The 26,954-nt window shown below is 61.7% G+C and carries 29 protein-coding genes; 22 read left to right on the top strand and 7 right to left on the bottom strand.

The features are described from left to right. Positions 1 to 25 precede the first annotated feature (25 nt). Positions 26 to 1,072 carry a heat-inducible transcriptional repressor HrcA gene (hrcA, locus tag ACIROW_RS08585; RefSeq protein ID WP_402274160.1) on the top strand — a complete coding sequence of 349 codons (1,047 nt, stop codon included), beginning with the start codon at positions 26 to 28 and terminating at the stop codon, positions 1,070 to 1,072. Positions 1,073 to 1,238: 166 nt separating this feature from the next. On the opposite strand, the gene fur is transcribed toward hrcA, so the two are convergent. Beyond that, positions 1,239 to 1,664: a ferric iron uptake transcriptional regulator gene (fur, locus tag ACIROW_RS08580; protein WP_029362949.1), complete on the bottom strand. Its 426-nt coding sequence runs from the start codon at positions 1,662 to 1,664 to the stop codon at positions 1,239 to 1,241. An 80-nt stretch (positions 1,665 to 1,744) separates the two neighbouring features. Between fur and ACIROW_RS08575 the strand changes: the two genes are divergently transcribed. From ACIROW_RS08575 to ACIROW_RS08555, 5 genes are all read left to right on the top strand, one after another. Beyond that, complete coding sequence (locus ACIROW_RS08575; RefSeq protein ID WP_402274955.1) at positions 1,745 to 2,257, top strand: outer membrane protein assembly factor BamE; 513 nt, start codon at positions 1,745 to 1,747, stop codon at positions 2,255 to 2,257. 52 nt (positions 2,258 to 2,309) lie between these two features. Further along, positions 2,310 to 3,116, top strand: coding sequence for a 4-hydroxy-tetrahydrodipicolinate reductase (gene dapB, locus ACIROW_RS08570; RefSeq protein ID WP_402274157.1), 807 nt, complete (start codon positions 2,310 to 2,312; stop codon positions 3,114 to 3,116). Positions 3,117 to 3,221: 105 nt separating this feature from the next. After that, on the top strand, positions 3,222 to 3,914 hold the full coding sequence (locus tag ACIROW_RS08565) for a MotA/TolQ/ExbB proton channel family protein (protein ID WP_402274154.1): 693 nt from the start codon (positions 3,222 to 3,224) through the stop codon (positions 3,912 to 3,914). Beyond that, positions 3,911 to 4,351 carry an ExbD/TolR family protein gene (locus ACIROW_RS08560; protein ID WP_402274151.1) on the top strand — a complete coding sequence of 147 codons (441 nt, stop codon included), beginning with the start codon at positions 3,911 to 3,913 and terminating at the stop codon, positions 4,349 to 4,351. Before ACIROW_RS08565 ends, ACIROW_RS08560 begins: the two co-directional genes overlap by 4 nt. A gap of 2 nt (positions 4,352 to 4,353) precedes the next feature. After that, positions 4,354 to 4,680 (top strand): barstar family protein, encoded by a 327-nt coding sequence (locus tag ACIROW_RS08555; RefSeq protein WP_402274149.1) that lies wholly within the window; start codon positions 4,354 to 4,356, stop codon positions 4,678 to 4,680. 10 nt (positions 4,681 to 4,690) lie between these two features. Here ACIROW_RS08555 and ACIROW_RS08550 read toward each other — a convergent pair whose 3' ends face one another. From ACIROW_RS08550 to ACIROW_RS08525, 6 genes are all read right to left on the bottom strand, one after another. Next, positions 4,691 to 5,515, bottom strand: a complete 825-nt coding sequence (locus ACIROW_RS08550; protein WP_402274147.1) for a phosphodiesterase — start codon at positions 5,513 to 5,515, stop codon at positions 4,691 to 4,693. Continuing rightward, positions 5,512 to 6,606, bottom strand: a complete 1,095-nt coding sequence (locus ACIROW_RS08545; protein WP_402274144.1) for an ABC transporter ATP-binding protein — start codon at positions 6,604 to 6,606, stop codon at positions 5,512 to 5,514. The genes ACIROW_RS08550 and ACIROW_RS08545 overlap by 4 nt, the downstream gene beginning before the upstream one ends. Next, the gene (locus ACIROW_RS08540; protein ID WP_402274142.1) at positions 6,603 to 7,406 is read right to left on the bottom strand and encodes an ABC transporter permease; all 804 of its coding nucleotides are present in this window, start codon (positions 7,404 to 7,406) and stop codon (positions 6,603 to 6,605) included. Before ACIROW_RS08540 ends, ACIROW_RS08545 begins: the two co-directional genes overlap by 4 nt. Before the next feature lie 13 nt (positions 7,407 to 7,419). Next, on the bottom strand, positions 7,420 to 8,274 hold the full coding sequence (locus ACIROW_RS08535; protein WP_402274139.1) for an ABC transporter permease: 855 nt from the start codon (positions 8,272 to 8,274) through the stop codon (positions 7,420 to 7,422). Positions 8,275 to 8,276: 2 nt separating this feature from the next. Then, positions 8,277 to 9,266 (bottom strand): ABC transporter substrate-binding protein, encoded by a 990-nt coding sequence (locus tag ACIROW_RS08530; protein ID WP_402274952.1) that lies wholly within the window; start codon positions 9,264 to 9,266, stop codon positions 8,277 to 8,279. Between the two features lie 97 nt (positions 9,267 to 9,363). Further along, a complete protein-coding gene (locus tag ACIROW_RS08525; protein WP_402274136.1) occupies positions 9,364 to 10,374 on the bottom strand; it encodes a LacI family DNA-binding transcriptional regulator in 1,011 nt (336 codons plus the stop codon). Between the two features lie 264 nt (positions 10,375 to 10,638). On the opposite strand from ACIROW_RS08525, the gene ACIROW_RS08520 reads away from it, so the two are divergent. The 16 genes from ACIROW_RS08520 to ACIROW_RS08445 all read left to right on the top strand — a co-directional run bounded on the left by ACIROW_RS08520 (position 10,639) and on the right by ACIROW_RS08445 (position 26,919). After that, positions 10,639 to 11,289, top strand: coding sequence for a DUF1120 domain-containing protein (locus tag ACIROW_RS08520; protein WP_402274134.1), 651 nt, complete (start codon positions 10,639 to 10,641; stop codon positions 11,287 to 11,289). A 159-nt stretch (positions 11,290 to 11,448) separates the two neighbouring features. Beyond that, a complete protein-coding gene (gene leuS / locus ACIROW_RS08515; RefSeq protein WP_402274131.1) occupies positions 11,449 to 14,106 on the top strand; it encodes a leucine--tRNA ligase in 2,658 nt (885 codons plus the stop codon). Positions 14,107 to 14,143: 37 nt separating this feature from the next. Continuing rightward, positions 14,144 to 14,683 carry an LPS assembly lipoprotein LptE gene (lptE, locus tag ACIROW_RS08510; RefSeq protein ID WP_402274128.1) on the top strand — a complete coding sequence of 180 codons (540 nt, stop codon included), beginning with the start codon at positions 14,144 to 14,146 and terminating at the stop codon, positions 14,681 to 14,683. 3 nt (positions 14,684 to 14,686) lie between these two features. Next, positions 14,687 to 15,706 carry a DNA polymerase III subunit delta gene (holA, locus tag ACIROW_RS08505; protein ID WP_402274126.1) on the top strand — a complete coding sequence of 340 codons (1,020 nt, stop codon included), beginning with the start codon at positions 14,687 to 14,689 and terminating at the stop codon, positions 15,704 to 15,706. A 125-nt stretch (positions 15,707 to 15,831) separates the two neighbouring features. Then, the gene (locus ACIROW_RS08500) at positions 15,832 to 17,103 is read left to right on the top strand and encodes a glutamate-5-semialdehyde dehydrogenase (RefSeq protein ID WP_402274123.1); all 1,272 of its coding nucleotides are present in this window, start codon (positions 15,832 to 15,834) and stop codon (positions 17,101 to 17,103) included. 211 nt (positions 17,104 to 17,314) lie between these two features. Beyond that, the gene (locus tag ACIROW_RS08495; protein ID WP_402274121.1) at positions 17,315 to 17,737 is read left to right on the top strand and encodes a CopD family protein; all 423 of its coding nucleotides are present in this window, start codon (positions 17,315 to 17,317) and stop codon (positions 17,735 to 17,737) included. Between the two features lie 32 nt (positions 17,738 to 17,769). After that, positions 17,770 to 18,375 carry a 2-hydroxychromene-2-carboxylate isomerase gene (locus ACIROW_RS08490; RefSeq protein WP_402274119.1) on the top strand — a complete coding sequence of 202 codons (606 nt, stop codon included), beginning with the start codon at positions 17,770 to 17,772 and terminating at the stop codon, positions 18,373 to 18,375. A gap of 177 nt (positions 18,376 to 18,552) precedes the next feature. Then, positions 18,553 to 19,794, top strand: a complete 1,242-nt coding sequence (locus tag ACIROW_RS08485) for a class I SAM-dependent RNA methyltransferase (protein ID WP_402274117.1) — start codon at positions 18,553 to 18,555, stop codon at positions 19,792 to 19,794. Positions 19,795 to 19,929: 135 nt separating this feature from the next. Next, positions 19,930 to 20,352 (top strand): DoxX family protein, encoded by a 423-nt coding sequence (locus ACIROW_RS08480; RefSeq protein ID WP_402274115.1) that lies wholly within the window; start codon positions 19,930 to 19,932, stop codon positions 20,350 to 20,352. Positions 20,353 to 20,418: 66 nt separating this feature from the next. Next, positions 20,419 to 21,243, top strand: a complete 825-nt coding sequence (locus ACIROW_RS08475; RefSeq protein WP_402274113.1) for a dioxygenase — start codon at positions 20,419 to 20,421, stop codon at positions 21,241 to 21,243. A gap of 20 nt (positions 21,244 to 21,263) precedes the next feature. Beyond that, a complete protein-coding gene (locus ACIROW_RS08470) occupies positions 21,264 to 22,166 on the top strand; it encodes a LysR family transcriptional regulator (RefSeq protein WP_402274111.1) in 903 nt (300 codons plus the stop codon). Positions 22,167 to 22,527: 361 nt separating this feature from the next. Continuing rightward, the gene (locus ACIROW_RS08465) at positions 22,528 to 23,055 is read left to right on the top strand and encodes a 2,4'-dihydroxyacetophenone dioxygenase family protein (protein ID WP_402274109.1); all 528 of its coding nucleotides are present in this window, start codon (positions 22,528 to 22,530) and stop codon (positions 23,053 to 23,055) included. Positions 23,056 to 23,071: 16 nt separating this feature from the next. Then, positions 23,072 to 23,806, top strand: coding sequence for an SDR family NAD(P)-dependent oxidoreductase (locus tag ACIROW_RS08460; RefSeq protein ID WP_402274106.1), 735 nt, complete (start codon positions 23,072 to 23,074; stop codon positions 23,804 to 23,806). Between the two features lie 128 nt (positions 23,807 to 23,934). Next, positions 23,935 to 25,224, top strand: coding sequence for an MFS transporter (locus ACIROW_RS08455; protein WP_094565389.1), 1,290 nt, complete (start codon positions 23,935 to 23,937; stop codon positions 25,222 to 25,224). A gap of 27 nt (positions 25,225 to 25,251) precedes the next feature. Then, the gene (locus ACIROW_RS08450) at positions 25,252 to 25,977 is read left to right on the top strand and encodes an SDR family NAD(P)-dependent oxidoreductase (RefSeq protein WP_402274103.1); all 726 of its coding nucleotides are present in this window, start codon (positions 25,252 to 25,254) and stop codon (positions 25,975 to 25,977) included. A gap of 141 nt (positions 25,978 to 26,118) precedes the next feature. Next, positions 26,119 to 26,919: an IclR family transcriptional regulator gene (locus ACIROW_RS08445; protein ID WP_402274950.1), complete on the top strand. Its 801-nt coding sequence runs from the start codon at positions 26,119 to 26,121 to the stop codon at positions 26,917 to 26,919. Positions 26,920 to 26,954 lie beyond the last annotated feature (35 nt).

Below are 26,954 nucleotides of genomic sequence, written 5' to 3'. Positions count from 1 at the left end.
GGCCCCGCCTCGTTAGAATGAAGACATGCAACTAGATAATCGCGCTCAAACCCTGCTCAAGGCCCTGGTCGAACGGTACATCGCCGACGGCCAGCCGGTCGGCTCGCGCGCGCTCTCCAAGATTTCGGGACTGGAACTGTCGCCGGCGACCATCCGCAACGTCATGGCCGACCTCGAGGAAATGGGCTTCGTCGCCAGTCCGCACACCTCCGCCGGACGCATTCCGACGCCACGCGGTTACCGCGTGTTCGTCGACACGCTGCTGACGATCGAATCGACCGATGCCCTTGGCGCTTTCGATGAAGCGGCGCTGGGAACCAAACTGCAATCGCGCTCACAGATCAACTCGCCGCAAAAGATCATTTCCAATGCGGCGCAGGTGCTGTCGTCGCTGTCGCAATTTGCCGGCGTGGTGATGACGCCGAAGCGCGAATCGATCTTCAAGCAGATCGAATTCCTGCGCCTGTCCGAAAAGCGCATCCTGCTGGTCATCGTCGGTCCCGGCGGCGACGTGCAGAATCGCCTGCTGCTGACGGAGGTCGACTACACGCCTTCGCAACTGGTGCAGGCGGCCAATTACATCAACCAACACTACGGCGGTCTCGGCTTCGACGAAGTCCGCCTGCGCCTGCAAAACGAACTGCGCCAGCTGCGCGACGACATGACCAGCCTGATGCAGGCCGCCGTCGAAGCTGGCAGCGATGCCATGGCGGACGAATCCGACAACGTGGTGATTTCAGGTGAGCGCAATCTGCTGAGCGTCTCCGACCTGTCGTCGAACATGACCTCGCTGCGCAAACTGTTCGACATGTTCGAACAGAAGACCAGCCTGATGCAGTTGCTGGACGTATCGAGCAAAGCCACCGGCGTGCAGATCTTCATCGGCGGCGAATCGCAACTGGTGCCGATGGACGACATGAGCATCGTCACCGCGCCGTATGAAGTCAACGGCAAGATCGTCGGCACGCTGGGCGTGATCGGTCCGACGCGCATGGCGTACGAACGCGTGATCCCGATCGTCGATATCACCGCCAAGCTGCTGTCGAGCGCGCTCAGCGGCAACAACAGCTGAGCCGGGCCAAACAGGACTGGCAGCTGCGGCCAACTGTTGCACATCGCTTACCCTTCTTTACAGCGCCGGCCCTCATCATCGCAGCGGCAATAAAAAAGCCATCCGGCGACAGCGGGATGGCTTTTTTGCAAACAGGGTCCGGATTGAATCCGGCCGGGATGGATGCTTATTTCTTTGTTTTGCGGCAATCCTTGCAATGGCCGTACAAGGCCAGCGCATGGTCGGCGATCTCGAAACCGTGCTCTTGGGCAATCTTGAGCTGACGCTTCTCGATTTCGGCGTCGAAGAATTCTTCGACCTTGCCGCAATCCAGGCAAACCAGATGGTCATGGTGCGAGCCTTCGTTGAGCTCGAACACGGCCTTGCCGGTTTCAAAGTGATTGCGCTGCAGCAGGCCGGCTTGCTCGAACTGCGTGAGCACGCGGTAGACCGTGGCCAGGCCGACATCCAGATTGTCCGCCAGCAGCATTTTGTAGACGTCTTCCGCACTGAGGTGACGCACCTCGGTGTTTTGGAAGATTTCCAGGATTTTCAGACGCGGCAAAGTAGCCTTGAGGCCGCTGGCTTTCAGTTCGGATGGATTATTAGGCATGTTTCAGTAAAAATCGGGTTATCTGCTTTATCATATAGCGTTTTAGCACAATTGCTCAACCAATTGAAATCTTTATGCGAATGTTGCCTTCCTACCGTACTACCGCTCTGGCGCTGATCGCCCTGAGCACCCTGCTGTCCGGCTGTGCATCCAAAAAACCGGTGGAAGGCGCAGCAGCGCCCGACGCGACCGGCGTGCAGGTTTCGAAGAGCAGCAGCCTGTTCGGCTTCCTCAAGCCTTATCGCATCGATATCCAGCAAGGCAACTTCGTCTCCAAGGAGATGGTCGCGCAACTGAAGCCGGGCATGACCCGCGAGCAAGTGCGCTTCGTGCTCGGCACGCCGCTGCTGGCCGACATGTTCCACTCGGACCGCTGGGATTATGAATTCCGCCTGGCCAAGGGCAACGGCGAACTGATGAGCAGCCGCGTATCGGTGTTCTTCAAGGACAACCTGATGGAACGCTACGAAGGCGGCAACGACCTGCCCACCGAGCAGGAATATCTGTCCCTGATCGCCGGTTCCAAGAAGGGCGCCATGCCGGAACTGTCGGACGCGCCGACCAACACGACGCCGCCGTCCTCCGCCAAGTAACCACGCCACCACGCAAGTTCTGGCAATACTCGCAACTACAAGCAAAAGCATTATGAGCGTATTGAAAATCGCCGTCGCCGGCGCATCCGGCCGTATGGGCCGCATGCTGATCGAAGCCATCCAAAACGCCGACGACATGGTGTTGGCCGGCGCCCTGGACGTGCCGGGTTCGCCCAGCATCGGCAGCGACGCCGCATCGTTCCTCGGCAAACCCGCCAACGTCGCGATTGAATCCGACCTGGCCAAAGGCCTTGCCAACGCCGATGTCCTGATCGACTTCACACGTCCCGAAGGCACTCTGAAGCACGCCGAATACTGCGCCGCGCATGGCGTCAAGATGGTCATCGGCACCACCGGCCTGGAACAGGACGCCAAGAGCGCCATCGCCGTCGCCGCGGAAAAGACCGCCATCATGCTCGCTCCCAACATGAGCATCGGCGTCAACGTCACGCTCAAGCTGCTGGAAATGGCCGCCAAGAGCTTCTCGCACGGCTACGACATCGAAATCATCGAAGCGCATCATCGCCACAAGGTCGACGCGCCGTCCGGCACCGCCCTGAAAATGGGTGAAGTCATCGCCGACGCCATCGGCGTCAAGCTCGACGACGTCGCCGTCTACGCCCGCGAAGGCATCACCGGCGAGCGCGACCCGTCGTCGATCGGCTTCTCCGCCATCCGTGGCGGCGACATCGTCGGCGACCACACCGTGCTGTTTGCCGGCATCGGCGAGCGCATCGAAATCACGCATAAATCCTCGAGCCGCGTCACCTACGCCCACGGCAGCCTGCGCGCCGCACGTTTCCTGGCCGACAAGAAGACCGGCCTGTACGACATGCAGGACGTGCTCGGACTGAAGTAAGCATCCATCGCTGCATCTGGCAACGGATGCAGCGAATCTTTTTGCGGATGCGCGCTCCAACGGATTGCCATTTATTCTTTCTGCTTCCAACCAAGAGAACACGATATGGAACAAACCGTTGGATTCGCTCATTACTGGGCGCAAGGCGATGCCGTTTCGCACGCTGTCGCGTATGTCCTGCTGCTGATGTCCGTCGCCAGCTGGTACTACATTCTTTCCAAGACCTGGAGTTCGTGGCGCATCCGGCGCGGCAGCAATGCCCTCGACGGTTTCTGGAAAGCGCCCACGCTGACCGACGCCATTGCCGTCATGCGCACTGTCGACAGCGAAGAAATTTTTACTCCGCTGGTGCAACGATCCTCCGAAGCCGCGGGCATCTCGTCCAAACAAAGCACTCCCTCCCTCAATGCCGCCACCGATCCAGGCGAACTGATCACGCGCACGCTGCGGCGTGAAATCAACCGTGTCTCGGCGCGGCTGGAGCGTGGCCTGACGCTGCTGGCTTCGGTCGGTTCGACTGCGCCGTTCGTCGGCCTGTTCGGCACCGTCTGGGGCATCTACCACGCGCTGGCGGCGGTCTCGGCCAGCGGCACGGTGCAGATCGACAAGGTCGCCGGTCCGGTCGGCGAAGCGCTGATCATGACTGCGCTGGGGCTGGTGGTGGCGATTCCCGCCGTGCTGGCCTACAACGCCTTCACACGCATCAACCGGCTGACGCTGGCTGAACTCGACGGCTTCGCACACGACCTGCACGCCTACCTCACCACCGGCGAACGCGTCGGCAAGGGGGAAGCATGAGTTTCGGCGGCTTCAACGACAACCACCAGGCCGGCCCGATGGCCGAGATCAACGTCACGCCGATGGTCGACGTGATGCTGGTGCTGCTGGTGATCTTCATCCTCTCGGCGCCGCTGTTTACGCATTCGCTGCAGCTCGATCTGCCGACCGCGAAATCGGCGCCGGCGCCGGAAAAACCACAAACCGTCAGCGTCGCCATCGACGCCGCCGGCAAGCTGTATTGGCAGGACCAGCCGGTCACGCTGGAAGAATTGACGCGGCGCATGGCCGAGGCCGCAGGCAAGCAGCCGCAGCCGGAAGTGCAGCTGCGCGCCGACAAGGCGACCCGTTATGAAGTGATTGCAGACGTGATGTCGGCGGCGCAGAACAACGGTGTGAACAAGCTCGGTTTTGTAACCGATCCAAAACCAGATACAACCAGTACAGAGAAGAAGTAATCATGGCAACAGCACGCCTGAACGGCGAACTCATCACCGACTGGGACAGTTTCCACCGCCAATGCGCAAGTGTGTTCGGCTTCCCGGATTTTTACGGCAGCAACATGAACGCCTGGGTCGATTGCCTGAGCTATTTGCGCGACGACGACGGCATGAGCAAGTTCGTGCTCAAGGAAAACGAAGTGCTGACCATTGAAATCCAGCACAGCGACAAGCTGCGCGCCGCCGCGCCGGACATCGTGGAAGAACTGCAATTCTGCGTCGCCATGATCAACGAACGCTGTGAAGACTACGACGAAACCGCCACGCTCAAGCTGGCGCTGCTCTGAACTCCCCTGATCAGTCGATCAACTGATCACCGTCATAGAACGGATACGGCCCGTCGAATTCACCAACGTAAGCCGTATGGCTGATCAGCCCAGTACGCTCTCCCCACCAATGCAGCTGGAACCCCGGCGGCTCCATCACGAATTGCGACGGCGCCTGCGGATCCAGGTCCAGCACCACCTGATGCGATACACCCGGACAGGTTGACGCCATCGTCCCGCCGAAGCGCGCCTGTATCGACCGATGCAGATGACCGCAGATGACCCGCTCGACCTGAGGATGGCGACGTACCACCGGCTCCAGCAGTTGCGGATTGATGAGGCCGATGTCGTCCATGTGTCCGATACCGGTGGTGAACGGCGGATGATGCATGGCGATCACGGTCGGCCGCTGCGGTTGTTCGCTCAGCACCTTGTCCAGCCAGTCCATGCTGGGAGCGGCCAGTTCACCTTTGCTGGAACGCGGGATCACCGTGTCCAGCGTAACGATCCGCAGCGGATGATCCTCGATCACGTATTCGATGCGCGCGTCGTCGGCCGCGCCTTGCAGGTAAGCATGGTCCGGGAACGCCCGGCGCAGCGCGGCGCGCTCGTCGTGGTTGCCGGGCAGCAGGTAATACGGCATCGCCAGCGGCGCCAGCAATTCGCGCAGGGCCGCATACTCGTCGGCCAGGCCGAAGTCGACCAGGTCGCCGGTGAACACCACCGCATCGGGCCGCTGCTTGAGCCGGTTGACCTGCGCGACGCACCGCCGCAGGCTCTCGGCGGTGTCGACCACACGATAGGATTTTTTACCCTGCGCCTTGATGTGCAGGTCGGAAATCTGGCACAGGATCATGAGCGCGTCTCCCCGAAAAAATGTTGCACCGGCAATTGCATCACCGCATGTTCCGGCACACGCAGGCCGATGCGTTCGCCGGCGTGCCAGACGCCGCGCCGGCGCGTCTCGACGATCACCGGCATGTCGGCGCCGACGTCCACCAGCAGGCGCGTGCGGTCGCCCATGAAAAAGGTCGACATGACGTCGCCGAACATTTCCGCGCCGGCGGTATCGAGCGGCACGATCTCGACGTCTTCGGGACGGAACATCACCGTCGCCTGCTGGTCCGTTTTCCCATTACCATTCGCATTCGCCAGCGGCACAATGCCGGCCGGAATCTGCAGGTGACCGACACGCGTCACGCCGCTCACGCGGTTCATGGTGCCGATGAAGTCGGCCACGAATTCCGACGCCGGCCGATAGTAGATATCTTGCGGCGTGCCGATCTGTGCGATCTTGCCGCGCTCCATCACGACGATGCGGTCGCCCAGCGCCATCGCTTCGCCCTGGTCGTGGGTGACGTAGATCGCCGTGATGCCGAGCTTGCGCAGCAGCTGGTTAAGGTCGGCGCGCAGCGTTTCGCGCAGCTTGGCGTCGAGTGCGGTGAGCGGCTCGTCCAGCAGCAGCACGCGCGGCTCCACCGCCAGTGCACGCGCCAGCGCCACGCGCTGCTTTTGCCCGCCCGAGAGCTGGTCGATGCGGCGATGGCCGAGGCCTTGCAGGTGCACCATCTCCAGCAGCGTATCGATCCGCGCAGCGCGTTCGGCTGCCGGCATCTTGCGGATCTTGAGGCCGTAGGCAATGTTCTCGCCGACCGTCATGTTGGGGAACAGCGCATAGTTCTGGAACACCATGCCGACACCACGCTTTTCAATCGGCAGGTCGGTGACGTCGTCGTCGCCGAACAGCACGCGGCCGCCGGCGTCGGGGAATTCCAGTCCGGCGATCAGCCGCAGCGTGGTGGTCTTGCCGCAGCCGGACGGCCCCAGCAGCACCAGTGTTTCGCCGGGATGGATTTCCAGGTCGATCGGCTCCAGCGCGGGCGCGCCGCTACCGCTGCGGAAGGTCTTGGCGCATTGGCGCAGTTTGATGGAAAGAGAAGAGTTCATAGGCGTACGCGTGTGCGTGATGTCTGGGTCGCCCATTGCATGGCGACCAGCAGCGGCACGATCATCAAAAGAAAAATCAGGGTATAGGCGGAACCGACTTCCAGCCGCATCGAAGCGTAGGCGTCGGCCAGTCCGACCGGCAAAGTCATGGTCAGCGGCGTATGCAGCATCCAGGTGATGTTGAACTCGCCGATCGACAAGGTCACCACCATCAGCGCACCGGCCAGGATGCCCGACGCGGCGTTCGGGATCACCACGCCGAAGAAGCGCTGACGTGCGCCGGCGCCGAGGCTGGCGGCGGCTTCTTCCAGCACCGCCAGTTGCGACGACTGCATCACTGCCAGCACCGGCCGCACCATGAACGGCAAGGTGAACAGCACGTGTCCGACCAGGATGAACAGCAGACTGCCGCGGAAGGCGCGGTACTGGCCGTAGGCCATGATCAGCGCAAGCGACGTGGCCAGGCCGGGCACCGCCACCGGCATCATCAGCAGCTCTTCGAAGACGCGCGCCAGGCGGCTGTTGCCGCCCTGGTGGCGCGCCAGCATATAGGCCAGCGGTACGCCGACCAGCAGCGTCACCACCAGGCAAGCCAGCGCAATCGCAATGGAACGCCAGATGGTCATCTGATAGGTATCCCACACCTGCGCGACCCAGCGCAGTGTGAAGCCGCTCGACAAGCCGACGAAGAAGTTCTCCGTCACGCCGGCCAGCACCGACAGCACCACCGGCACGATCAGGAAGGCGCACACCAGCAGCGTGAACGTCAATTGCAGATAAAACCGCAGGGAGTGTTTCATTGTTTTCCCTTCTTCATGCCGTGGCCGGAACGCTGCTGCCTGACAGCGAACGCGCCAGCGCCAGGGCGATCCAGGTAATCACGCCGAGCACGATGGACAAGGCCGCAGCCATGGCGAAATTGGCGTAGCTGGTGAATTCGTTATAGATCGCCATCGGTAATACATCAATGTTGGTCGCTAGCGTGAACGCGGTGCCGAAGGCGCCGACGCTGGTGGCGAAGCAAATGGCCCCCGACGAAATCAGGGCCGGCATCAGGGCCGGCACGACCACGTCGAAAAACACGCGCAACGGATGGGCGCCGAGCGAACGCGCCGCTTCTTCCAGCGCAGGATCGAGCTTTTCAGCGGCCGCCATCACGGTCAGGATGACGCGCGGAATCGAGAAATACAGATAGCCGACGAATAGTCCCGCCAGCGAATACGCGAACACCAGCGACTCACCGAACAGCTTGTCGGTCAGCGTGCCGATCAGTCCCTGGCGTCCGGCCAGCATGATCACCATGAAGCCGACCACCACGCCCGGGAACGCCAGCGGAAACGTCAGCATCGCCAGCAGCAGCGACTTGCCGGGGACGCGATTGCGTTGCAGGAACAGGCCGACCAGCGACGAAATCGCCAGCGTCGCCACAGTGACCACGCCCGACAACAGCAGCGTCGACACCAGGCTCCACAGATAGTGGCGATTGGTCACCACCGCCAGATAGGCCATCGCGCCGCTCGGACCGCTGGCGCCGACGCCGATCAAGCGCAGCATCGGCAACAACCAGAAAGCGGCGAACAAGGTCATGCCCGGCACTGCAAACAGCCAGACCTTGCCGGCCGGACGTTTGCGGTGCGGCTGACTTGAACGAGTCAGTTGCACGGACATGTTTACTTCACTTCAGAGAGATAGCGTTCGCTGAACTGACGCTGGACGTCGGCCATCTTGCCGTAGTCGACCGACTTGGCGCGGGCATAGTCGGCAGCCGGCAGGAAGCGCGCTTCGGCTTCTTTCGAAATCGCCGAGGCGCGCACCGGACGCAGGTAGGCGTTGGCCCAGATGGCCTGGCCTTCGTTGGACAACAGGAAGTCCAGCACCTTCTTGGCGTTGGCCTGGTTCGGGCCATTCTTCACGAGGCTGACAACGTAGGGAACCGTGACGCTGCCTTCGGCCGGGATCACGAACGCGACGTTGGCCTTGTCCTTGTACTTGGCGCGGTAAGCATCGAAGTCGTAGCCGAACAGGATCGGGATCTCACCCGAGATCAGGCGTGCGTAGGAAGTCTGCTTCGGCACGATGGGTTGATTTTTTTGCAGCGCCTTGAAGTAGTTGATGCCCGGTGTGAAGTTGTCCAGCGTGCCGCCCAATGCCTGGTTCACGGCAACCGCACCGACATAGCCGACGAAGGCGCTGGCTGGGTCGAGGTAGCCGATCAGGCCCTTGTATTCCGGCTTGAGCAGGTCATTCCACGAACGCGGTACCGGCTTGCCCTTCAACGCGTCAACGTTGACCATCAGGCCCATGGTGCCGGAGTGAATCGTGGTCCAGTAGCCTTCCGGATCCTTCAGGCCCGCAGGCACGTCGTTCCAGCCGGCCGGCTTGTAAGGAGTGATGATGTCGTTCTTCTTCGCCTCAATGCCGAAGGTCACGCCGACGTAGGTGAAGTCGGCAACCGGGCTGGCCTTCTCGGCCATGATCTGCGCCAGCGCCTGGCCGCTGTTCTTGTTGTCGGGCGGCACGGTGATGCCGGTCTTTTCCTTGATGGTCTTGATCTGGGTGGCCCAGTCAGCCCATTCCGGCGGACAGTTGTAGCAGATGACGTTTTGCGCCGCGGCGCTGAACGAAGCAGTAAGACCCGCGAAAGCGGCAGTGGCCGCCATTGCCCGGAGAATGCGTGACAAACGTGGAAGTGATCGCATGTCGTTTCCTTTCTATTGCTGTTGATGTGAACGAATAAAGAATCTGAAGAAAAAAGCCTCAGGAGAAAAGCCGCACCGAGCCGCCGTGGCGAATCGTGTGCGCAAGTATTTGCGAGACCGGACCGGCGCTCCCTTCGGTCTGGCCGATGGCCGCCACCAGCGTACGCAGGGCGACTTCGCCGATCTGTTCGGACGGCTGCACCGCGCTGGCCAGCACCGGCGACATCATCTCGCCCAGCGGGATGCCGTCGAAGCCCATGACGGAGACGTCTTCCGGCACACGCAAACCCAGCCCGCGCAGATCGCGCATCGCGGCCAGCGCCAGCAAGTCGTTGGAGCAGAACAAGGCGCTCGGACGTTGCTGCGGGTTGGCGAATGCCTGGAGATGGGCACTGGTAAGTCCGGTATGGCGCGGCACTTCGATCGGCGTCATCGGCGTGAGCGCATGCGCTCGCATGGCGTCGAGGTAACCGTGGTAGCGCTGGATAGCGCGGTCGGAGGCGTTAAATTGACCGGTGAGCATCTGAATACGCGTATGGCCGAGCGCAATCAGGTGCGCCACCGCATCACGTGCGGCGGCGCGGTTGTCGACCGAGACCGACAGGCGTGAAGCCTGCTGCGGCTGGTTGTAGGTCAGCACGTAAGGGATGCCTTCACGGTCGAGCACATCCAGCGTGCCGCTGGCGCTGGCATCGGCCACCGTCAGGATGACGCCGTCGACGCGATGGCTGAGCAAGAGGTTGACCGCCGCCGCTTCGTCTTCCTGGCGGTATTCGGTGGCGGTGAACATGACCGAGTAGTCGAGTGCTCGCGCCGCCAGTTCGATGCCTTGCAGGCATTGCGCGAATACCGTGTTGGACAGCGTCGGCACCACCACGCCGACCGTGCGCGAACGTCCCGCACGCAAGTTGCGGCCGTTGAAATTGGGACGAAAGCCGAGCGCGGCAATGGCCTCGTTAATCTTGCCGGCCGTGTCGGCGCTGACCGATGCCGGGCTGTTTAGCAGGCGCGACACTGTCGCGGTGGACACGCCGGCTTGCAGGGCGACTTGTTTGATGGAAGGCGACACGATGATGGCTGGCTATCTGACTGGAGGTAGATGGATTCGCATGAAAACGATTACATCGTGCCAGCGCATTGTTACCGGCCTATGACCATCAAACAGATTTGTAGGACACTGCGATTTCTATTCGATATTAGAATAGAAACATTTCAATTTGCCAACAAGCCATTTTTGAGAGTTTTCTTATATAAATCCGAGGAACTCTGCCTCAGAATGGTCTTGCCGTCTGCGCACCATCCCGCCTGCAGTCTGCTTATCCAGAGAGGCTTCATGAGACCCCCTTTGCTCCGTTTCTTGTTTTCCGCCTTGGCGTCGCCGCTGTTCAGCGCAGCCGCAGGCGCCCATGCAGCCGATACCACAGAACTGGTGGTCAAGGGCACGATCCGCCCTTCCGCCTGCCTGGCCAGCTTTCCCGGCAATAGCGTGATCGATTTCGGCACCATCAAATCGGACCCGCAACTGAAGGAACGCTTCAAGGACCTGCCCGCGCAGCGTGTGGACATGCGCATTTCCTGCGACGGCCCCACCAAGATCGCCGTGAAGGCCGTTGATAACCGCGAAGCGACGCGTGAGAAGGACATTCCCGGCATCGACGCCGGCGACAACTTCGGCCTGGGCCTGTACCGCGGCAAGAGCATCGGCGGCTACGCCGTGCGCTTCGCCACCGCCGTCGCCGATGGGCAGTCGGTCGGCATCCTGGGCCGCCCCAACGGCAGCGCCGCCTGGAGCAGCAGCGCCCTGCGCGGCCTGCGCCAGGACGGCAGCCAGGTCTCGTTCGGCGCGGGGAGCACGCCGGTGGCCTTCAGCGAGCTGGTGGCTGGCCTCGACATCAGCGCCAAACTGAGCCGCGTGGCCTACCAGCTGCTGGCCGACGACATCCAGCTGGACGGCTCGATCAGCATCGAGATGCTGTATCTCTGAAACAGTCGCGCCGGATCCCCGAAGCCGCTCTTGCATGGAGCGGTTTGTTATTTCCACTATGCAATTCATGGCCGGATTGACATCGATACAGAACTAGGTCTCCCCTCTGGCGAGCCGGTATAATGCCGGGTTTCGATCTTTCCTTTGCCTCAACCCGACATGCAAGATAAATACAGCCCAGCAGAAGTAGAACAATCCGCGCAACAGCACTGGATCGCGACCGACGCGTACAAGACCGTCGAACACGCCAAGGACAAGCACGGCCGCGACAAGAAGAAGTTCTATGCCTGCTCCATGCTGCCTTACCCATCGGGCAAGCTGCACATGGGTCACGTCCGCAATTACACGATCAACGACGTGATGTACCGCTACCTGCGCATGAGCGGCTACAACGTGTTGATGCCGATGGGCTGGGATGCGTTCGGCATGCCAGCCGAAAACGCCGCGATGGAAAACGGCGTACCGCCGGCGCAATGGACTTACTCGAACATCGAGTACATGAAGAAGCAGATGGCGTCGATGGGCCTGGCGATCGACTGGTCGCGCGAAATGACGGCCTGCTCGCCCGAGTATTACAAGTGGAACCAGTGGATGTTCCTGAAGATGCTCGAAAAGGGCATCATCTACAAGAAGACCGGCACCGTGAACTGGGATCCGATCGACCAGACCGTGCTGGCCAACGAACAAGTCATCGACGGCAAGGGCTGGCGCTCGGGCGCGGTCATCGAGAAGCGTGAAATCCCGATGTACTACGCCAAGATCACCGACTACGCCGAAGAACTGCTGGAACACGTCGAAACCAAACTGCCGGGCTGGCCCGAGCGCGTGCGCCTGATGCAGGCCAACTGGATCGGCAAGTCGACCGGCGTACGTTTCGCCTTCCCGCATGACATCAAAGATGACGGCAAACTGATCAACGACGGCAAGCTGTGGGTCTTCACCACGCGCGCCGACACGGTCATGGGCGTGACCTTCTGCGCCGTGGCGCCGGAACACGCGCTGGCGACCTTCGCCGCGAAGAACAACCCGGCGCTGCAAGACTTCATCGCCGAGTGCAAGAAAGGCAGCGTCATCGAAGCCGACATGGCGACGATGGAAAAGAAGGGCATGCCGACCGGCCTGTTCGTCACCCATCCGCTGACCGGCGCGCAAGTCGAAGTGTGGGTCGGCAACTATGTGCTGATCACCTACGGCGACGGCGCCGTGATGGGCGTGCCGGCGCATGACGAACGCGACTTCGCTTTCGCAAAAAAATACAACTTGGCGATCAAACAAGTCGTCGCTGTCGACGGCAAGACCTACTCCACCGACGTGTGGGAAGAATGGTACGGCGACAAGGAAGGCGGCAAGACCGTCGACTCCGGCAACTACGACGGCCTCGGCTATCAGGCCGCCGTCGATGCGGTCGCCGCCGATCTGGCCGCCAAGGGCCTGGGCGAAAAGAAAGTCACCTTCCGCCTGCGCGACTGGGGCATTTCGCGCCAGCGCTACTGGGGCACGCCGATCCCGATCATCCACTGCGCCGATTGCGGCGACGTGCCGGTGCCGGAAAAAGACCTGCCGGTAGTGCTGCCGGAAGACTGCGTGCCGGACGGCAGCGGCAACCCGCTCAACAAGCATGAAAAATTCCTGCACGTCGACTGCCCGCAATGCGGCAAGCCGGCGCGCCGTGAAACCGACACGATGGACACCTTCGTCGATTCATCATGGTATTTCATGCGCTATACCTCGCCCGCAGCTTCCAACGGCGGCAACGACGCCATGGTCGATTCGCGCAACGATTACTGGATGCCGATGGACCAGTACATCGGCGGCATCGAGCACGCCGTGCTGCACTTGCTGTACGCGCGCTTCTGGACCAAGGTCATGCGCGACTTCGGCCTGGTCAAGTTCGACGAACCGTTTACCAATCTGCTCACGCAAGGCATGGTGCTCAACGAAACTTACTATCGGGAAGACACCACCGGAAAAACAATCTGGATCAATCCGACCGACGTAGAGTTGACACTTGATGACAAGGGACGTCCGACCTCCGCGATTCTCAAGGAAGACGGTCAGCCGGTAATCATCGGCGGCACCGAGAAAATGTCGAAATCCAAGAAAAACGGCATCGACCCGCAAGCCCAGATCGACCAGTACGGCGCCGACACCGCGCGCCTGTTCACCATGTTCGCGTCGCCACCGGAGCAGACATTGGAATGGTCCGGCACCGGCGTCGAAGGCGCCAACCGCTTCCTGCGCCGCGTGTGGGCGTTCGCTTACAACAACGCTGCGCGCATTGCAGGCGCCGGCGCGGTTGATGCTGCTCAACTGAACGATGCTTTGAAGACGCTGCGCCGCGAAGTGCACAAGGTGCTGCAACAGGCCGATCACGACCTGAAACGCATCCAGTACAACACGGTCGTATCGGCCTGCATGAAGATGCTCAACACGCTCGAAGCCGCCAAGCTGGAAGACAGCCCGGTGGCCAACGCCGTGCTGGCCGAATGCACCTCGATCTTCCTGCGCATCCTCAACCCGATCACGCCGCACATCACCCATGCGCTGTGGCAGGAACTGGGCTTCGCCAAGCAGCACGGCGACATCCTCGACGCCGACTGGCCGCAAGTCGACGCCGCCGCGCTGGAGCAGAGCGAGATCGAAATGATGATCCAGGTCAACGGCAAGCTGCGCGGCAGCATCACCGTCGCCAAGGACGCCGATAAGGCCAGCATCGAAGCAGCCGCGCTGGCCAATGAGAGCGTGCAGAAATTCCTGACCGGCGCACCGAAGAAAGTCATCGTCGTCCCCGGCAAGCTGATCAACATCGTTGCCTAGTAAATTTTCGCTCACGAACCTGACCACGGACACACACATGCCATTTCAACTCCACCAACGCAAAGTACTGCAATGGTTCCTGATGCTGCTGGCAGCGGTCATGCTCAGCGCCTGCGGCTTTCATATGCGCGGGCCGGCGAACCTGCCGTTCAAGACGATTTACCTCGGCTTTGCGGACAACTCGCAGCTGGGCACGGAACTGAAGCGCTATATTCGCGCCAGCAACGTTGAAGTGGTGTCCAACAAGGACGAGGCGGACGCGGTGCTGCAAGTGATTTCCGACACGCGTGACAAAAAAATTCTGACGCTCAATACCAACGGCCGTGTGCGCGAATTTTCGCTGTACCAGATCTTCAGTTTCGTGGTCAGGGACAATAAGGGAGTGATCCTGATTCCCCCGACCAACATCACGCTCAAGCGCGATATCACCTACGACGAAAACCAGGAACTCGCGAAGCAGGCGGAAGAAACGCTGCTTTATCGCGACATGCAGAGCGACCTGGTGCAGCAGATCCTGCGCCGTCTCTCCGCCAGCAAAAACGCCACAGCCGGCACCGCAGACGCCGTCGAGGAATAAGCGATGCAACTGCGGCTGGATGCGCTCGACACCCATCTGACGAAATCGCTGTCGGCGCTGTACGTCATCGCCAGCGACGAACATCTGCTGGCACTGGAAGCCGCCGACAAGATCCGCAAGACTGCCCGCGCCAACGGCTACACCGAGCGCGACGTGCTGGTGGTCGAACGCAGCTTTAAATGGGGCGAACTGCTCGCCGCCAACCAGTCGCAATCACTGTTCGGCGACAAGAAACTGATCGAGCTGCGCATTCCCACCGGCAAACCCGGCAAGGACGGCGGCCAGGCGCTGCAGGAATATGCCGCCAACCTGAACCCCGACAACCTGACCATCATCAGCCTGCCCAAGCTCGACTGGGCCACCGCGAAAGCGGCCTGGGTCGGCACCTTGCAACAGGCCGGCGTGTACATCGACATTCCGCTGGTCGAGCGCGCACATCTGGCGGGCTGGATCGGCAACCGGCTCGCCGCTCAGCAGCAGAGCGCCGACCGCCAGTGCATGGATTTCATTGCCGACCGTGTTGAAGGCAACCTGCTCGCCGCGCATCAGGAAATTCAGAAGCTCGGACTGCTCTACCCGGCCGGCAAGCTGAGCTTCGAACAGGTGCACGATGCGGTGCTGAACGTAGCGCGCTACGACGTCTTCAAGCTCAACGAAGCGATGCTGTCGGGCGACGCCGCGCGCCTCATGCGCATGATGGACGGGTTGAAGGGTGAAGGCGAAGCGCTGCCGCTGGTGCTGTGGGCCGTGGCCGAAGAAGTACGCACGCTGCTCAAGCTCAAATCCGGCGTCGCACAAGGCAAGCAGCTCGGCATGCTGCTCAAGGAATACCGCATCTGGGGTCCGCGCGAAAAGCTGATGGATCCGGCGCTGCGCCGCATCAGCCTGGCCACGCTGCAAACCGCGCTGCAGGAAGCCGCGCAAATCGACAAGATGGTCAAGGGCTTGCGCGCCAAGGCCTTCTCGGGCGATGCCTGGGATGCGTTGTCGCAGCTGGGCCTCAAAGTCGCGCGAGGTTACTAATTTAGTCAGGACTTGCACAAAATTGTCCCAGCTAGGCGTGCCGACGAAGACAGTACGGTTGTACGGCTAGGAGGTACAACGACGCTGGGGCGGTTTTGTGCAAGTCCATTAAGAGAACATTCATCATGACGCTCAACATCGAACACTACATGAACGACATCGGCCAGCGCGCCCGCAAGGCATCGCGCGCCATGGCCCGTGCCGACACGGCGGCAAAGAACCGCGCGCTGACCCTGATCGCCGCCGCCATCCGTCGCGACGCCGATACGCTGCGCGCCGCCAACCAGCAAGACCTGGCCGCGGCACGCGCCAACGGCTTGTCGGATGCCATGCTCGACCGCCTGACACTGTCCGACAAGGCCATCGCCACCATGGCCGAAGGCCTGGAACAGATCGTTGCACTGCCTGACCCGATCGGTGAAATCTCCAACATGAAGTATCGCCCGACCGGCATCCAGGTCGGCCAGATGCGCGTGCCGCTGGGCGTGATCGGCATCATCTACGAAGCGCGTCCCAACGTGACCGTGGACGCCGCCGGCCTGTGCATCAAGAGCGGCAACGCCACGATCCTGCGCGGCGGCTCTGAAGCGATCCATTGCAACCAGGCGCTGGCGAAACTGGTCAAGGAAGGCCTGGCCGGCGCAGGTCTGCCCGAAGACGCGGTGCAAGTGGTCGAGACCACCGACCGTGCCGCCGTCGGCGCGCTGATCACCATGACCGACTACGTCGACGTCATCGTGCCGCGCGGCGGCAAAGGACTGATCGAGCGCCTGATCAAGGAATCCAAGGTGCCGATGATCAAGCACCTGGACGGCATCTGCCACGTCTACATCGACGACAAGGCCGATCTGCAAAAAGCGCTGGACGTCGCCTTCAACGCCAAGTGCCATCGCTACGGCACTTGCAACACCATGGAAACGCTGCTGGTGGCGCGCGACGCTGCCGCCGAGGTGTTGCCGAAACTGGCGGAGCTGTACCGCGCCAAGGACGTCGAGCTGCGCGGCGACGCGGAAAGCCGTCAGATCCTGGCCGGCTATCCGCTGCTCAAGGAAGCCGTCGAGGAAGACTGGAGCACCGAATACCTGGCGCCGATTTTGGCCGTGAAAATCGTCGCCGGCATGGATGAAGCGATCGACCACATCAACACCTACTCGTCGCAGCATACCGACGCCATCGTCACCGAAGACTACACGCGCGCCATGCGTTTCCTGCGCGAAGTGGATTCGGCCTCGGTCATGGTCAATGCCTCGACGCGTTTTGCGGATGGTTTCGAATATGGCCTCGGCGCCGAGATCGGCATCTCCAACGACAAGCTGCACGCGCGCGGCCCGGTCGGACTGGATGGCCTGACCTCGCTCAAGTATGTCGTGCTGGGACAAGGACAAGTACGCCAGTAAGCCTTATCGTTTTACCTCTCAGAACCTGTTTACGATCTGTAGCGAAAGGTCATCGCCGGTGGCGGCCGGAGCGGAGCTCAGTTATGCAACCCTGGAGTGTACTTCGGTACATGAGGATTCCGAGCACCGCCCAAGGATTGCCAATTCGCGGATCATGGCCTCGCAGTAAGATCGCAAGCAGGTTCTCAGCCAATCGCCAAAAGGAAGCCGCATGCTCTGGATCAAAGCCCTGCATATCGTGTTCATCGCCTCGTGGTTCGCCGGCCTGTTCTATCTGCCGCGCATCTTCGTCAACCTGGCGCAGGAAACCGAGACCGTCACCAGGGAGCGCCTGCTCGGCATGGCGCGCCGCCTGTACCGTTTCACCACCGTGCTGGCGATTCCTGCCATCGCGCTGGGCTTGTACCTGTATCTGGTCATCGGCATCGGCAAAGGCCCGGGCAACGGCTGGATGCATGCCAAGCTGGCGCTGGTGATTCTGGTGATCGGCTACCATCACGCCTGCGGCTCGCTGCTCAAAAAGTTCGAAAACGGCAAAAACAAGCGCAGCCACACCTGGTTCCGCTGGTTCAACGAAGTCCCGGTATTATTGTTGCTGGCCATCGTGATTCTGGTGGTCGTCAAACCTTTCTGATATTTCTGATTCATCCTTTTACGGAGTCCTTCATGGGCAAGGTATGTGAATATTTCTTCGCGCCGCACTCTCCCTTTGCCTATCTGGGACATGCGCGTTTCGTCGCTCTGGCCAAGCAGTACGACGTCCAGGTCGTGCTCAAGCCGTTCGACCTGAGCAAGATCTTCGGCCAGTCCGGCGGCTTGCCGCTGGCCAAGCGCGCACCGCAGCGCCAGGCCTATCGCCTCAAGGAACTGGAACGCTGGAGCAAATTCCTCGGCTTGCCGATGAACCTGCAGCCGACCTACTTCCCGGTGCAAAGCGACGTCGCCGCGCGCCTGATCATCGCCACGCAACTGGCGCACGGCACCAATGCCGCGCTTGAACTGACCGGCGCAGTGATGCGCGCGATCTGGGAAGAAGAAAAGAACATCGCCGACACCGACACCCTGCTGGCGATCGCCAACGGCCTCGGCCACGACGGCGCGAGCTTGCTGAAGTCCTCGGAAACCGCCAGCGTCCAGGCAGAGTTCGACCGCTTCAGCGAAGAAGCCACCACCGCCAACGTGTTCGGTGCGCCGTGGTTCATCGTCGACGGCGAAGGCTACTGGGGTCAGGATCGCCTCGACTTCGTCGAACGCGCGTTTGCCGAAAAGTAATTTGAAGTAGAAGCAATAGCAGAACCAGCAATAAAAATTCGTCATTCCCGCGCAAGCGGGAATCCGGCGGCGCAGATCGGAAGATGCCGTCAACGCCGCCGGAAGAAGCATCCGCCACACGACATCAGGTTGTGCGGCGACCCAGGCATCAACCCCAACGGACAAAAGGTACCCCTCATGACCACCAACTATTCCTATTTCTGCCCCTGCCCGCGCGGCCTCGAAATCGCCCTCGCGGAAGAACTCAACGAAATCGCCCAGCTGGCCGGCCCCGACGCCAACCTGAAAGTGCATACCCAGGTTCCCGGCGGCGTGCATTGCTCCGGCAGCATGCTCGGCGCCTACCAGCTCAACCTGCGCTCACGCATCGCCAGCCGCGTGCTGCTGCGCCTGGCGCACGGCTCATACAAGAACGAGAACGACATCTACGACATGGCGCTCGAGCAGGAATGGGAAAACTGGTTCGAGGTGTCGCACACCATCCGCGTCGACGTCACCGCGGTCAAGTCGCCGTTGCGCAGCCTCGAATTCGCCACGCTGAAAATCAAGGACGCCATCTGCGACCGTTTCCGCGAGCGTTTCGACGAGCGTCCATCGGTCAACACCAAGACGCCGGACATGCGCATCTCGGGCTTCCTCGACGCGCACACGTTCACCCTCTATATCGATACCTCCGGCGAAGCGCTGTTCAAGCGCGGCTGGCGCGACGACACCGGCGAAGCGCCCCTGCGTGAAAACCTCGCCGCCGGCCTGTTGCGCACCAGCGGCTGGAAGCCGGGCATGGTTCTGTTCGACCCGATGTGCGGCTCCGGCACCATCCTGGCCGAAGCGGCGCAGATGCTGGCCGGCATTCCGCCGGGCGCACGCCGCCGTTTTGCGTTTGAAAAATTCGGCAACTTCGACGCCGAAGCCTGGCTGGCGATCAAAGGCGATTTCAAGCCGAATCCACTGCCGACCGTGCCGACGATCTTCGGCAGCGACATTTCCGGCGACATGGTCAATATCGCGCGCAGCAACCTGCGCAAGGCCGGCATCCAGTTCGAGGTGCCGTTGAAGCAGATCGAAGCGCAGGAAGTCAAGCCACCGGTCGACGCCAACGGCAATCCGAGCACCGGCATCATGCTGACCAATCCGCCGTACGGCGAGCGCCTGAGCGTGCGCGGCGATGCGGCCGTGCCGACCGACGAACTGTTCGTCGCCTTCTTCAGCGCCTTCGGCACCACGCTCAAGCAGCGCTTCGCCGGCTGGAGCGTGTTCCTGTTCTCGGCCGACCTCGGCTTGCCGAAATTGTTGCGCCTGAAGGAAGCTCGCAAGACTCCATTCTTCAACGGTGCGCTGGAATGCCGTTTGTTCCGCTTCGACATGGTGGAAGGCTTCAACCGCCGCGAGGCGGCCAAGCCCAAGCCTGAGCAGGCTTAAGCGCCCTCGGCGGGATGATTGTCAACGTCACCGAAACAATTTATCCCGCCACGCTGTATTTATCCCAAGCTCGCTTTTCCTTACAGTTGCTCCCATCGAGGCCAATCGTGGCCTTATTCATCAATGGGAGCCAACATGACCACCACTACCCTCAACACCAAAGCCGACTACGCCGCCTTCCTGCTGCGCGTCACGGCGGGCCTGTTCTTCCTGGCGCATGCCGCGATGAAGATTTTCGTCTTCACGCTGCCCGGCACTGCCGCTTTCTTTGAGTCGCTGGGCCTGCCCGGCTTCCTCGCTTACCTGATCATCCTGCTGGAAGTGGTCGGCGGCATCGCGCTGGTGATCGGCTTCTACGGCGACCTGCTGGCCATCCCCCTTGCGATCGACCTGGTCGGCGCCATCTTTACGGTGCACGGCAAGAACGGTTTCTTCTTCAGCAACCCCAAGGGCGGCTGGGAATACCTGGCCATGTGGATCGTTGCCCTGATCGCGGTCTACCTGCTCGGCAACGGCGCCTTCGCCGTCAAGCGCAAGAGCCTGAACAACGTTGCATAATCATTATCTTGAAACCTGCGCGGAGCTGAAGTCCCCGCGGGGTTTCCCTCTTTTCGGAGTACTGCCATGTCTACCGCATTGCCATCGCTTTTCGTTTCTCACGGTTCGCCCATGCTGGCGGTGGAACCGGGCAGGACCGGGCCGCTGTTGCGCAGCATCGGCGAGCGCCTGCCCACGCCGAAAGCCATCTTGATCGTCTCGCCGCACTGGGAAACCCAGGCGCCGCGCGCAGGCAACCTGGCCAAGCAACGCGTGATCCATGACTTCGGCGGTTTCCCGCAGGAATTGTATGAACTGGATTATCCGGCCGCCGGTTCTCCGGAGCTGGCAGAACGCGTCGCCGGCTTGTTGCACGACGCCGGTTTGCCTGCCCGGACCGACGGGGGCTGGGGCCTCGATCACGGCGCCTGGGTGCCGCTGCGCTACTTGTATCCCCAAGCCGATATTCCGGTAGTCCAGTTGTCGCTGCAACCGCATCAGCCGCCGGCTTATCACTACCGCATCGGCCAGTTGCTGGCGCCGCTGGCCAAGGAAGGCATCCTGCTGGTCGGCTCGGGCAGCTTCACGCACAACCTGCGCGAACTGCGCCGCAACGACGCGGATGCCGGAGACGCTCCGCATACGCTGGAGTTCCTGCAATGGTTCCTGACGCAGATGCAGAGCGGCAATCTGGAAGCGCTGCTGAGTTATCGCGAATCGGCTCCGCATTCAGTGCGCACGCATCCGACCGACGAACACCTGCTGACGCTGTTTTTCGCCATGGGGGCAGCCGACGACTGGACGCAATTGGTGCATCTGGACAGCGGTTCGACGTATCATAGTCTGCGCATGGACGCCTTTGCCTTCGGTTCGCAATCGTCCATCCTCGCCGATTTGCCTGCTGCGGCATAACCTGTCCGGAAAGACCTCGCTTGAACAAACTGCGCGAAATCGAATGCTTCATCGCCGTGGCCGAACTGGGCAGCTTCGTCAAGGCGGCCGACGCGCTGAATGTGTCCAAGGCCGCGGTGTCGCGCACGATTCTGGAATTGGAAGCGCGTCTCGGCACGCGCCTGATGCAACGCACGACACGCCGGCTTTCACTCACCGAAGCCGGCGTGCTGTATCTGGATCGCTGCAAGCAGATCGTCTCCGCGCTGGAAGACGCCGACCAGATGCTCACCGCCGGCAACACCGATCCGACCGGCCTGCTGCGCATCAACGTGCCGCAGACCTTCGGCGTGCTGCACCTGGTCAAGGTCTGGCCCTGCCTGCTGCAACGCTATCCCGGCATCAAGCTCGACATCACGCTGTCGGACCGCATCGTCGACATCATCGAAGAAGGCTACGACATGGCGATCCGCATCGCGCGCCTGCCGAGCTCGTCGCTGATCTATCGCAAGCTGGCCTCGACGCGCATCGTCGTGTGCGCCGCGCCCGACTATCTGGAACGCCACGGCACGCCGCTGCATCCGGAAGATCTCAAGGACCACATGGTGCTCGGCTACAGCTATTCGGCCGACAAGGATGAATGGCATTTCGAAGGTCCGGACGGTCCCGTCAGCGTCAAGACCAACGTGCGCATGCACGCCAACAACGGCGACACCTGCGTGGCCGCCGCGCTGGCCGGGATCGGTATCACGCGCCAGCCGACCTTCATGCTCAACGACTACATCCGCAGCGGCAAACTGGTGCGCGTGATGCCCGACTACACCTCCGTCGAGCTGGGCATCTACGCGGTCTATCCGAGCCGAACGCATCTGCCGGCCAAGGTGCGCGCCACCATCGACTTCCTCGTGCATGCTTTTGAGGAAGCGACATGGGAAGATCACTGATCATCGCCACTTCATCAATTGCAAATGGACGCTTGCTGACCGCAAGCTGACGACATGAAAAAATCCGCTCGCTTGCGGATTTTTTTTCATCTCCCTTTTCTTCGCATCGCTTAAGGCGCACAATCCGCGCTCGTCGCGCTGAATGGTCTGACCAATTCAAACCGGCGTGGGATACCTGCAAAACCGCCTGTCGGACTCGCATTCAGAGCGTTTCCGTTGTGAACCGGTGACTTGACATACTTTTCAGATTGCCTCAAAGTGACCACATTACAGACTACATGTCCATATATTGGACGACCAGGAATAATAAAAAGGCCGTAGTCGCCACCCATACAGTTACTGAAACCTGAGGAGAATAGGCATGCAACCCACCACGCCCGAGGCATCGAAAATGATGCCCTACCAATACCCGAACCCGAAAGAAGCGCCGCTGGAAATCGTGGTCAACTCGGCCATTCCCGACGACGAAAAAGTCTGGGTGCCACAAGCCGAGAACGTCTGGTTCCGTCCGCTGTGCCTGAACGTGTCGCAAGGCTACTGGACCAACCTGCTGCGCGTACGCAAGTCCGGCGTGCTGAGCCGCCATCGCCACCCGGCTCCCGTGCACGGCATGGTGCTCAAGGGCCGCTGGCGCTACCTGGAACACAACTGGATCGCCGAGCAAGGCAGCTACGTGTTCGAACCGCCCGGCGAAACCCACACCCTGTACGTACCGGAAGACGTGGAAGAAATGATCACCTACTTCCACATCACCGGCGTGATGTACTACTGCGATCCGTTCGGCAAGTTCGAAGGCTACGAAGACGTCTTCACCAAGCTCGACATGTGCAAGGCGCATTACGAGAAGGTCGGCCTGGGCGCCGACTTCGTGCAGCAGTTCGTGCGCTGAAGACGTGAGCAATCCGATGAGCTACGTACAAGCCGATTACAACTTCCAGGGCGCCGTCGCCGTCGTCACGGGCGGCTCCGGCGGCATCGGCGCGGCCATCAGCGCGCGCCTGGCCCAGGCCGGCGCCGAAGTGGTGTGCTGGGATCTCAAGCCGGTCGCCGACTATCCCTACGGCCAGGACACCGTCGACGTCACCAGCGCCGCGTCGGTGGACGCCGCCACGCAACGCCTGCTGGCCTCGCGCGGCCACATCGACTTTCTGATCAACAACGCCGGCTTTGCCGGGTCGACCGTGCCGCTGGATGAGTACGACGTCGACGAATGGCATCGCATCGTCAACGTCAATCTGATGGGCGTGTTCCACACCTGCCGTTCGGTGGTGCCCGCCATGCGTGCTGCGGGCCAAGGCCGCATTGTCAACATCGCCTCGCTGGCCGGCAAGGAAGGCACACCCAACGCATCCGCCTACAGCGCCTCGAAAGCCGGCGTGCTGGCGCTGACCAAGTCACTCGGCAAGGAGCTGGCCAACGCCGGCATCCTCGTCAACGCACTGGCGCCGGCCGCGGTGAAGACCACGCTGCTGGAACAGATGAGCCCGGCGCACGTCGCCACGATGATCGCCAAGAGCCCGATGGGCCGTCTCGGCTATGTCGAGGAAGTGGCCGAGATGGTGGCGTGGCTGTGCTCCGGTTCATGCACGTTCAACACCGGCGCGGTGTTCGATCTGTCGGGCGGACGCGCAACGTATTAGTACTACCCGTCCGACCGCCACAAGTGGTCGGATGTTTCATCAAACTGCAACAAGCACCGCAGAGACGGCGCAGGCAGGTGAATTTTTTGCAGCACACCTGCAGCGCTTTTATTTACATTGGAGACAACATGGAAGTCCAAAAGAGCAGCAAGCTCAAACGCATTCAGTGGGTCGCACTGACGTTCCTGATGCTTGCCGGCATCGTCAATTACCTCGACCGCAGCACGCTGTCCATCGCCAATCATTCCGTCAGCCAGGAGCTGGGATTGAGCGCATCGGAGATGGGCCTGCTGCTGTCCGCATTCTCGCTCGCCTACGCCTTCTCGCAATTGCCTATCGGCGCGATGCTCGACAAGTTCGGCGCGCGCGTGATGCTCGGCGCCGGCATGATGGTGTGGTCGGTGGCGCAACTGGCCGGCGGCTTCGTCGGTTCGCTGCATCAGTTCCTGGTGGCGCGCGTGTTCCTCGGCCTCGGTGAAGCGCCGCAATTCCCGGCCGGCGCCAAAGTGGTGTCCGAATGGTTCGCCGTGCGCGAACGCGGCGGCCCGACCGGCATCTTCGTCGCCTCGTCAACCATCGGCCCGGCCCTCGCGCCGCCGATCCTGACCGTGCTGATGCTGTCCTTCGGCTGGCGCATGATGTTCGTCATCATGGGTATCGCCGGTATCGCGGTCGCAGTGGGCTGGTACATCTTCTACCGCAACCGCAATGAAGTCGAACTGACGCCGTCCGAAATGCTGTACCTCGCCGACGGCACCGACAACGACCCGAACGCCAACGCCAAGCTGACCTGGCACGAATGGAAAGGCCTGTTCAAATACCGCACCACCTGGGGCATGCTGTTCGGCTTCATGGGCGTGATCTACATGGTGTGGCTGTACCTGACATGGTTGCCTGCCTACCTCGAACATGAACGTCACCTGAGCATTGCACGCACCGGCTGGGTGGTGGTGATTCCGTACATCTTCGGCACACTGGGCATGCTGTCTTCGGGCTACATCGCCGACGGTCTGATGAAGCGCGGCATGGCGCCGATCCGCAGCCGCAAGTGGCCGATCTGCGCCGGCCTGATCGGTGCGGGCGCGTTCACCATTCCTGCTGCTTACACACCAAGCACCTTCATGGCGATTGTCTACATCTCGCTGGCGATGGCGTTCGTGAACATGGCAAGCGGCGGCGCATGGGCGCTGGTCAGCGTGGCGATCCCACGCCGTCTGGTGGCCTCGCTGGGCAGCCTGCAAAACTTCGGCGGCTACCTCGGCGGCTCACTCGCTCCGCTCATCACCGGCATCGTGGTCGATAAGACCCATTCGTTCGTCAACGCCCTGCTGATCAGCGCCGCAGTCGCATTCGCTGCCGCGCTGGTGTACATGTTCGTGGTGAACAAGCCGATCGAAGGCGACCGGGTAGCAGCGTAATTTTATTTTCGATCTGAAGGAAAGCACATGACATTCACTCCCAATCTGTTCCAGGGTAAAACCGCGCTGGTCACCGGCGGCACCCAGGGCATCGGCGGCGCGGTGGCGCGCCAGCTCGCCGCCATGGGCGCCAAGGTCATCGCGGCAGGCTTGCCGCCGTTCGCCACGGAAGAGTTCGACGGCACCGGCGTCACGCTGGCCGAACTCAACGTGGCCTCGGAAGACAGCGTCAAGGCCCTGTTCGCGGGCATCCAGCAACTCGACATCGTGATCAACTGCGCCGGCATCATCAAGCGCGGCGCCGAGCATGAGGTCGAGGTGTTCGAACAGGTGATCGCGGTCAACCTGACCGGCACCATGCGCATCTGCTCCGCAGCGCGCGCTCTGCTGAAAGAGAGCAAGGGTTGCATCGTCAACCTGGCGTCGATGCTGAGCTTCTTCGGCGGCGGCCTGGTGCCGGCCTACAGTTCCAGCAAAGGCGGCGTGGCGCAACTGACCAAGTCGCTGGCGATCGCCTACGCCGCCGACGGCATCCGCGTCAATGCGGTGGCGCCGGGCTGGATCGCGACGCCGCTGACCAAGGCACTGCAGGAAGATCCGGCGCGTTCCGGCCCTATCCTGCAACGCACGCCGCTCAATCGCTGGGGCACGCCGGAAGACATCGGCAATGTCGCGGCTTTCCTGTGCACGCCGGCAGCCTCCTTCATGACCGGCGCCGTGGTGCCAGTCGACGGCGGCTATCTGGTGTCCTGATCCTGCAGTAACGCATTACCTTCCCGGCGCTGCCGCCCTATCCGCAGTGCCGGGAAAACCCTCGGCTATAATGCCCCTCTGCAGTTCTGCTCCTCCCCTGATTTCCTTTTCCCGGCTTCACACCCGATGCCCATGCCGCTCATGCCGACCTCCGACACCGCCGCCGAAGACAATCCCAAAATCGCCGGCACCGCCGCGTTCTCCAAGTTCATGGCCGTGCTGCAGCTGATCGCCGACCAGGACGCGCCGCTGTCGATTGCCCAGCTCAGTGCACTGAGCGGCTATCCGCGTCCGACCGTCTACCGCATCCTGGCGGCGCTGACGGCCGAAGGCATGGTGGTGGAAAATCCGCGCACGCGCCATTTCGAACTCGGCCCGCGCCTGATCAATCTCGCCAGCAAATCATGGTCGCGCTCGGATGTGCGCACCGCCGCCATCGACGCCCTGCAACAGCTGCGCGACACTACCCGCGAGACCGTCCATCTGGCCGTACCCAGCGACAACGGCATGGTCTACATCGAGAAGCTGGAAAGCCCGCAAGCCGTGCGCATGACCTCGCGCGTCGGCACGCGCGTGACGCTGTATTCCAGCTCGGTCGGCAAAGCCTACCTGGCTGCGCTCGACGAGGCCACCCGCAATCGCCTGCTGCGTTCGGTCAGGATGCAGAAGTTCACCGAACACACCATCACCGACCTCGACGTCCTGCGCGCAGAACTCGCCGTGGCCCAACAGCGCGGCTACACCGAAGATCGCGAAGAGAACGAAGCCCAGATCTTCTGCGTCGGCGCCCCTATCTTCGGCGCCGAAGGCACACCGGTCGCCTGCATCAGCGTCAGCATTCCGCTGTTCCGCAAACCCGCGCAATTGCAGCAGGCCTTGATCGATCCGCTGCTGTCGACCTGCAAGCTGATCACGCAGAAGCTGTCCGGCCCGGGTCGCTGACGCTGCCCCTGACGCGGACCGCCGCAGATCACTCC

The organism is Herbaspirillum sp. NPDC101397 (genome assembly GCF_044767325.1).
In the GTDB taxonomy this organism is placed as follows: Bacteria; Pseudomonadota; Gammaproteobacteria; order Burkholderiales; family Burkholderiaceae_D; genus Herbaspirillum.
The sequence above is the reverse complement of the archived record's forward strand: the minus strand, read 5'-3'. Positions and strand labels throughout refer to the sequence as shown.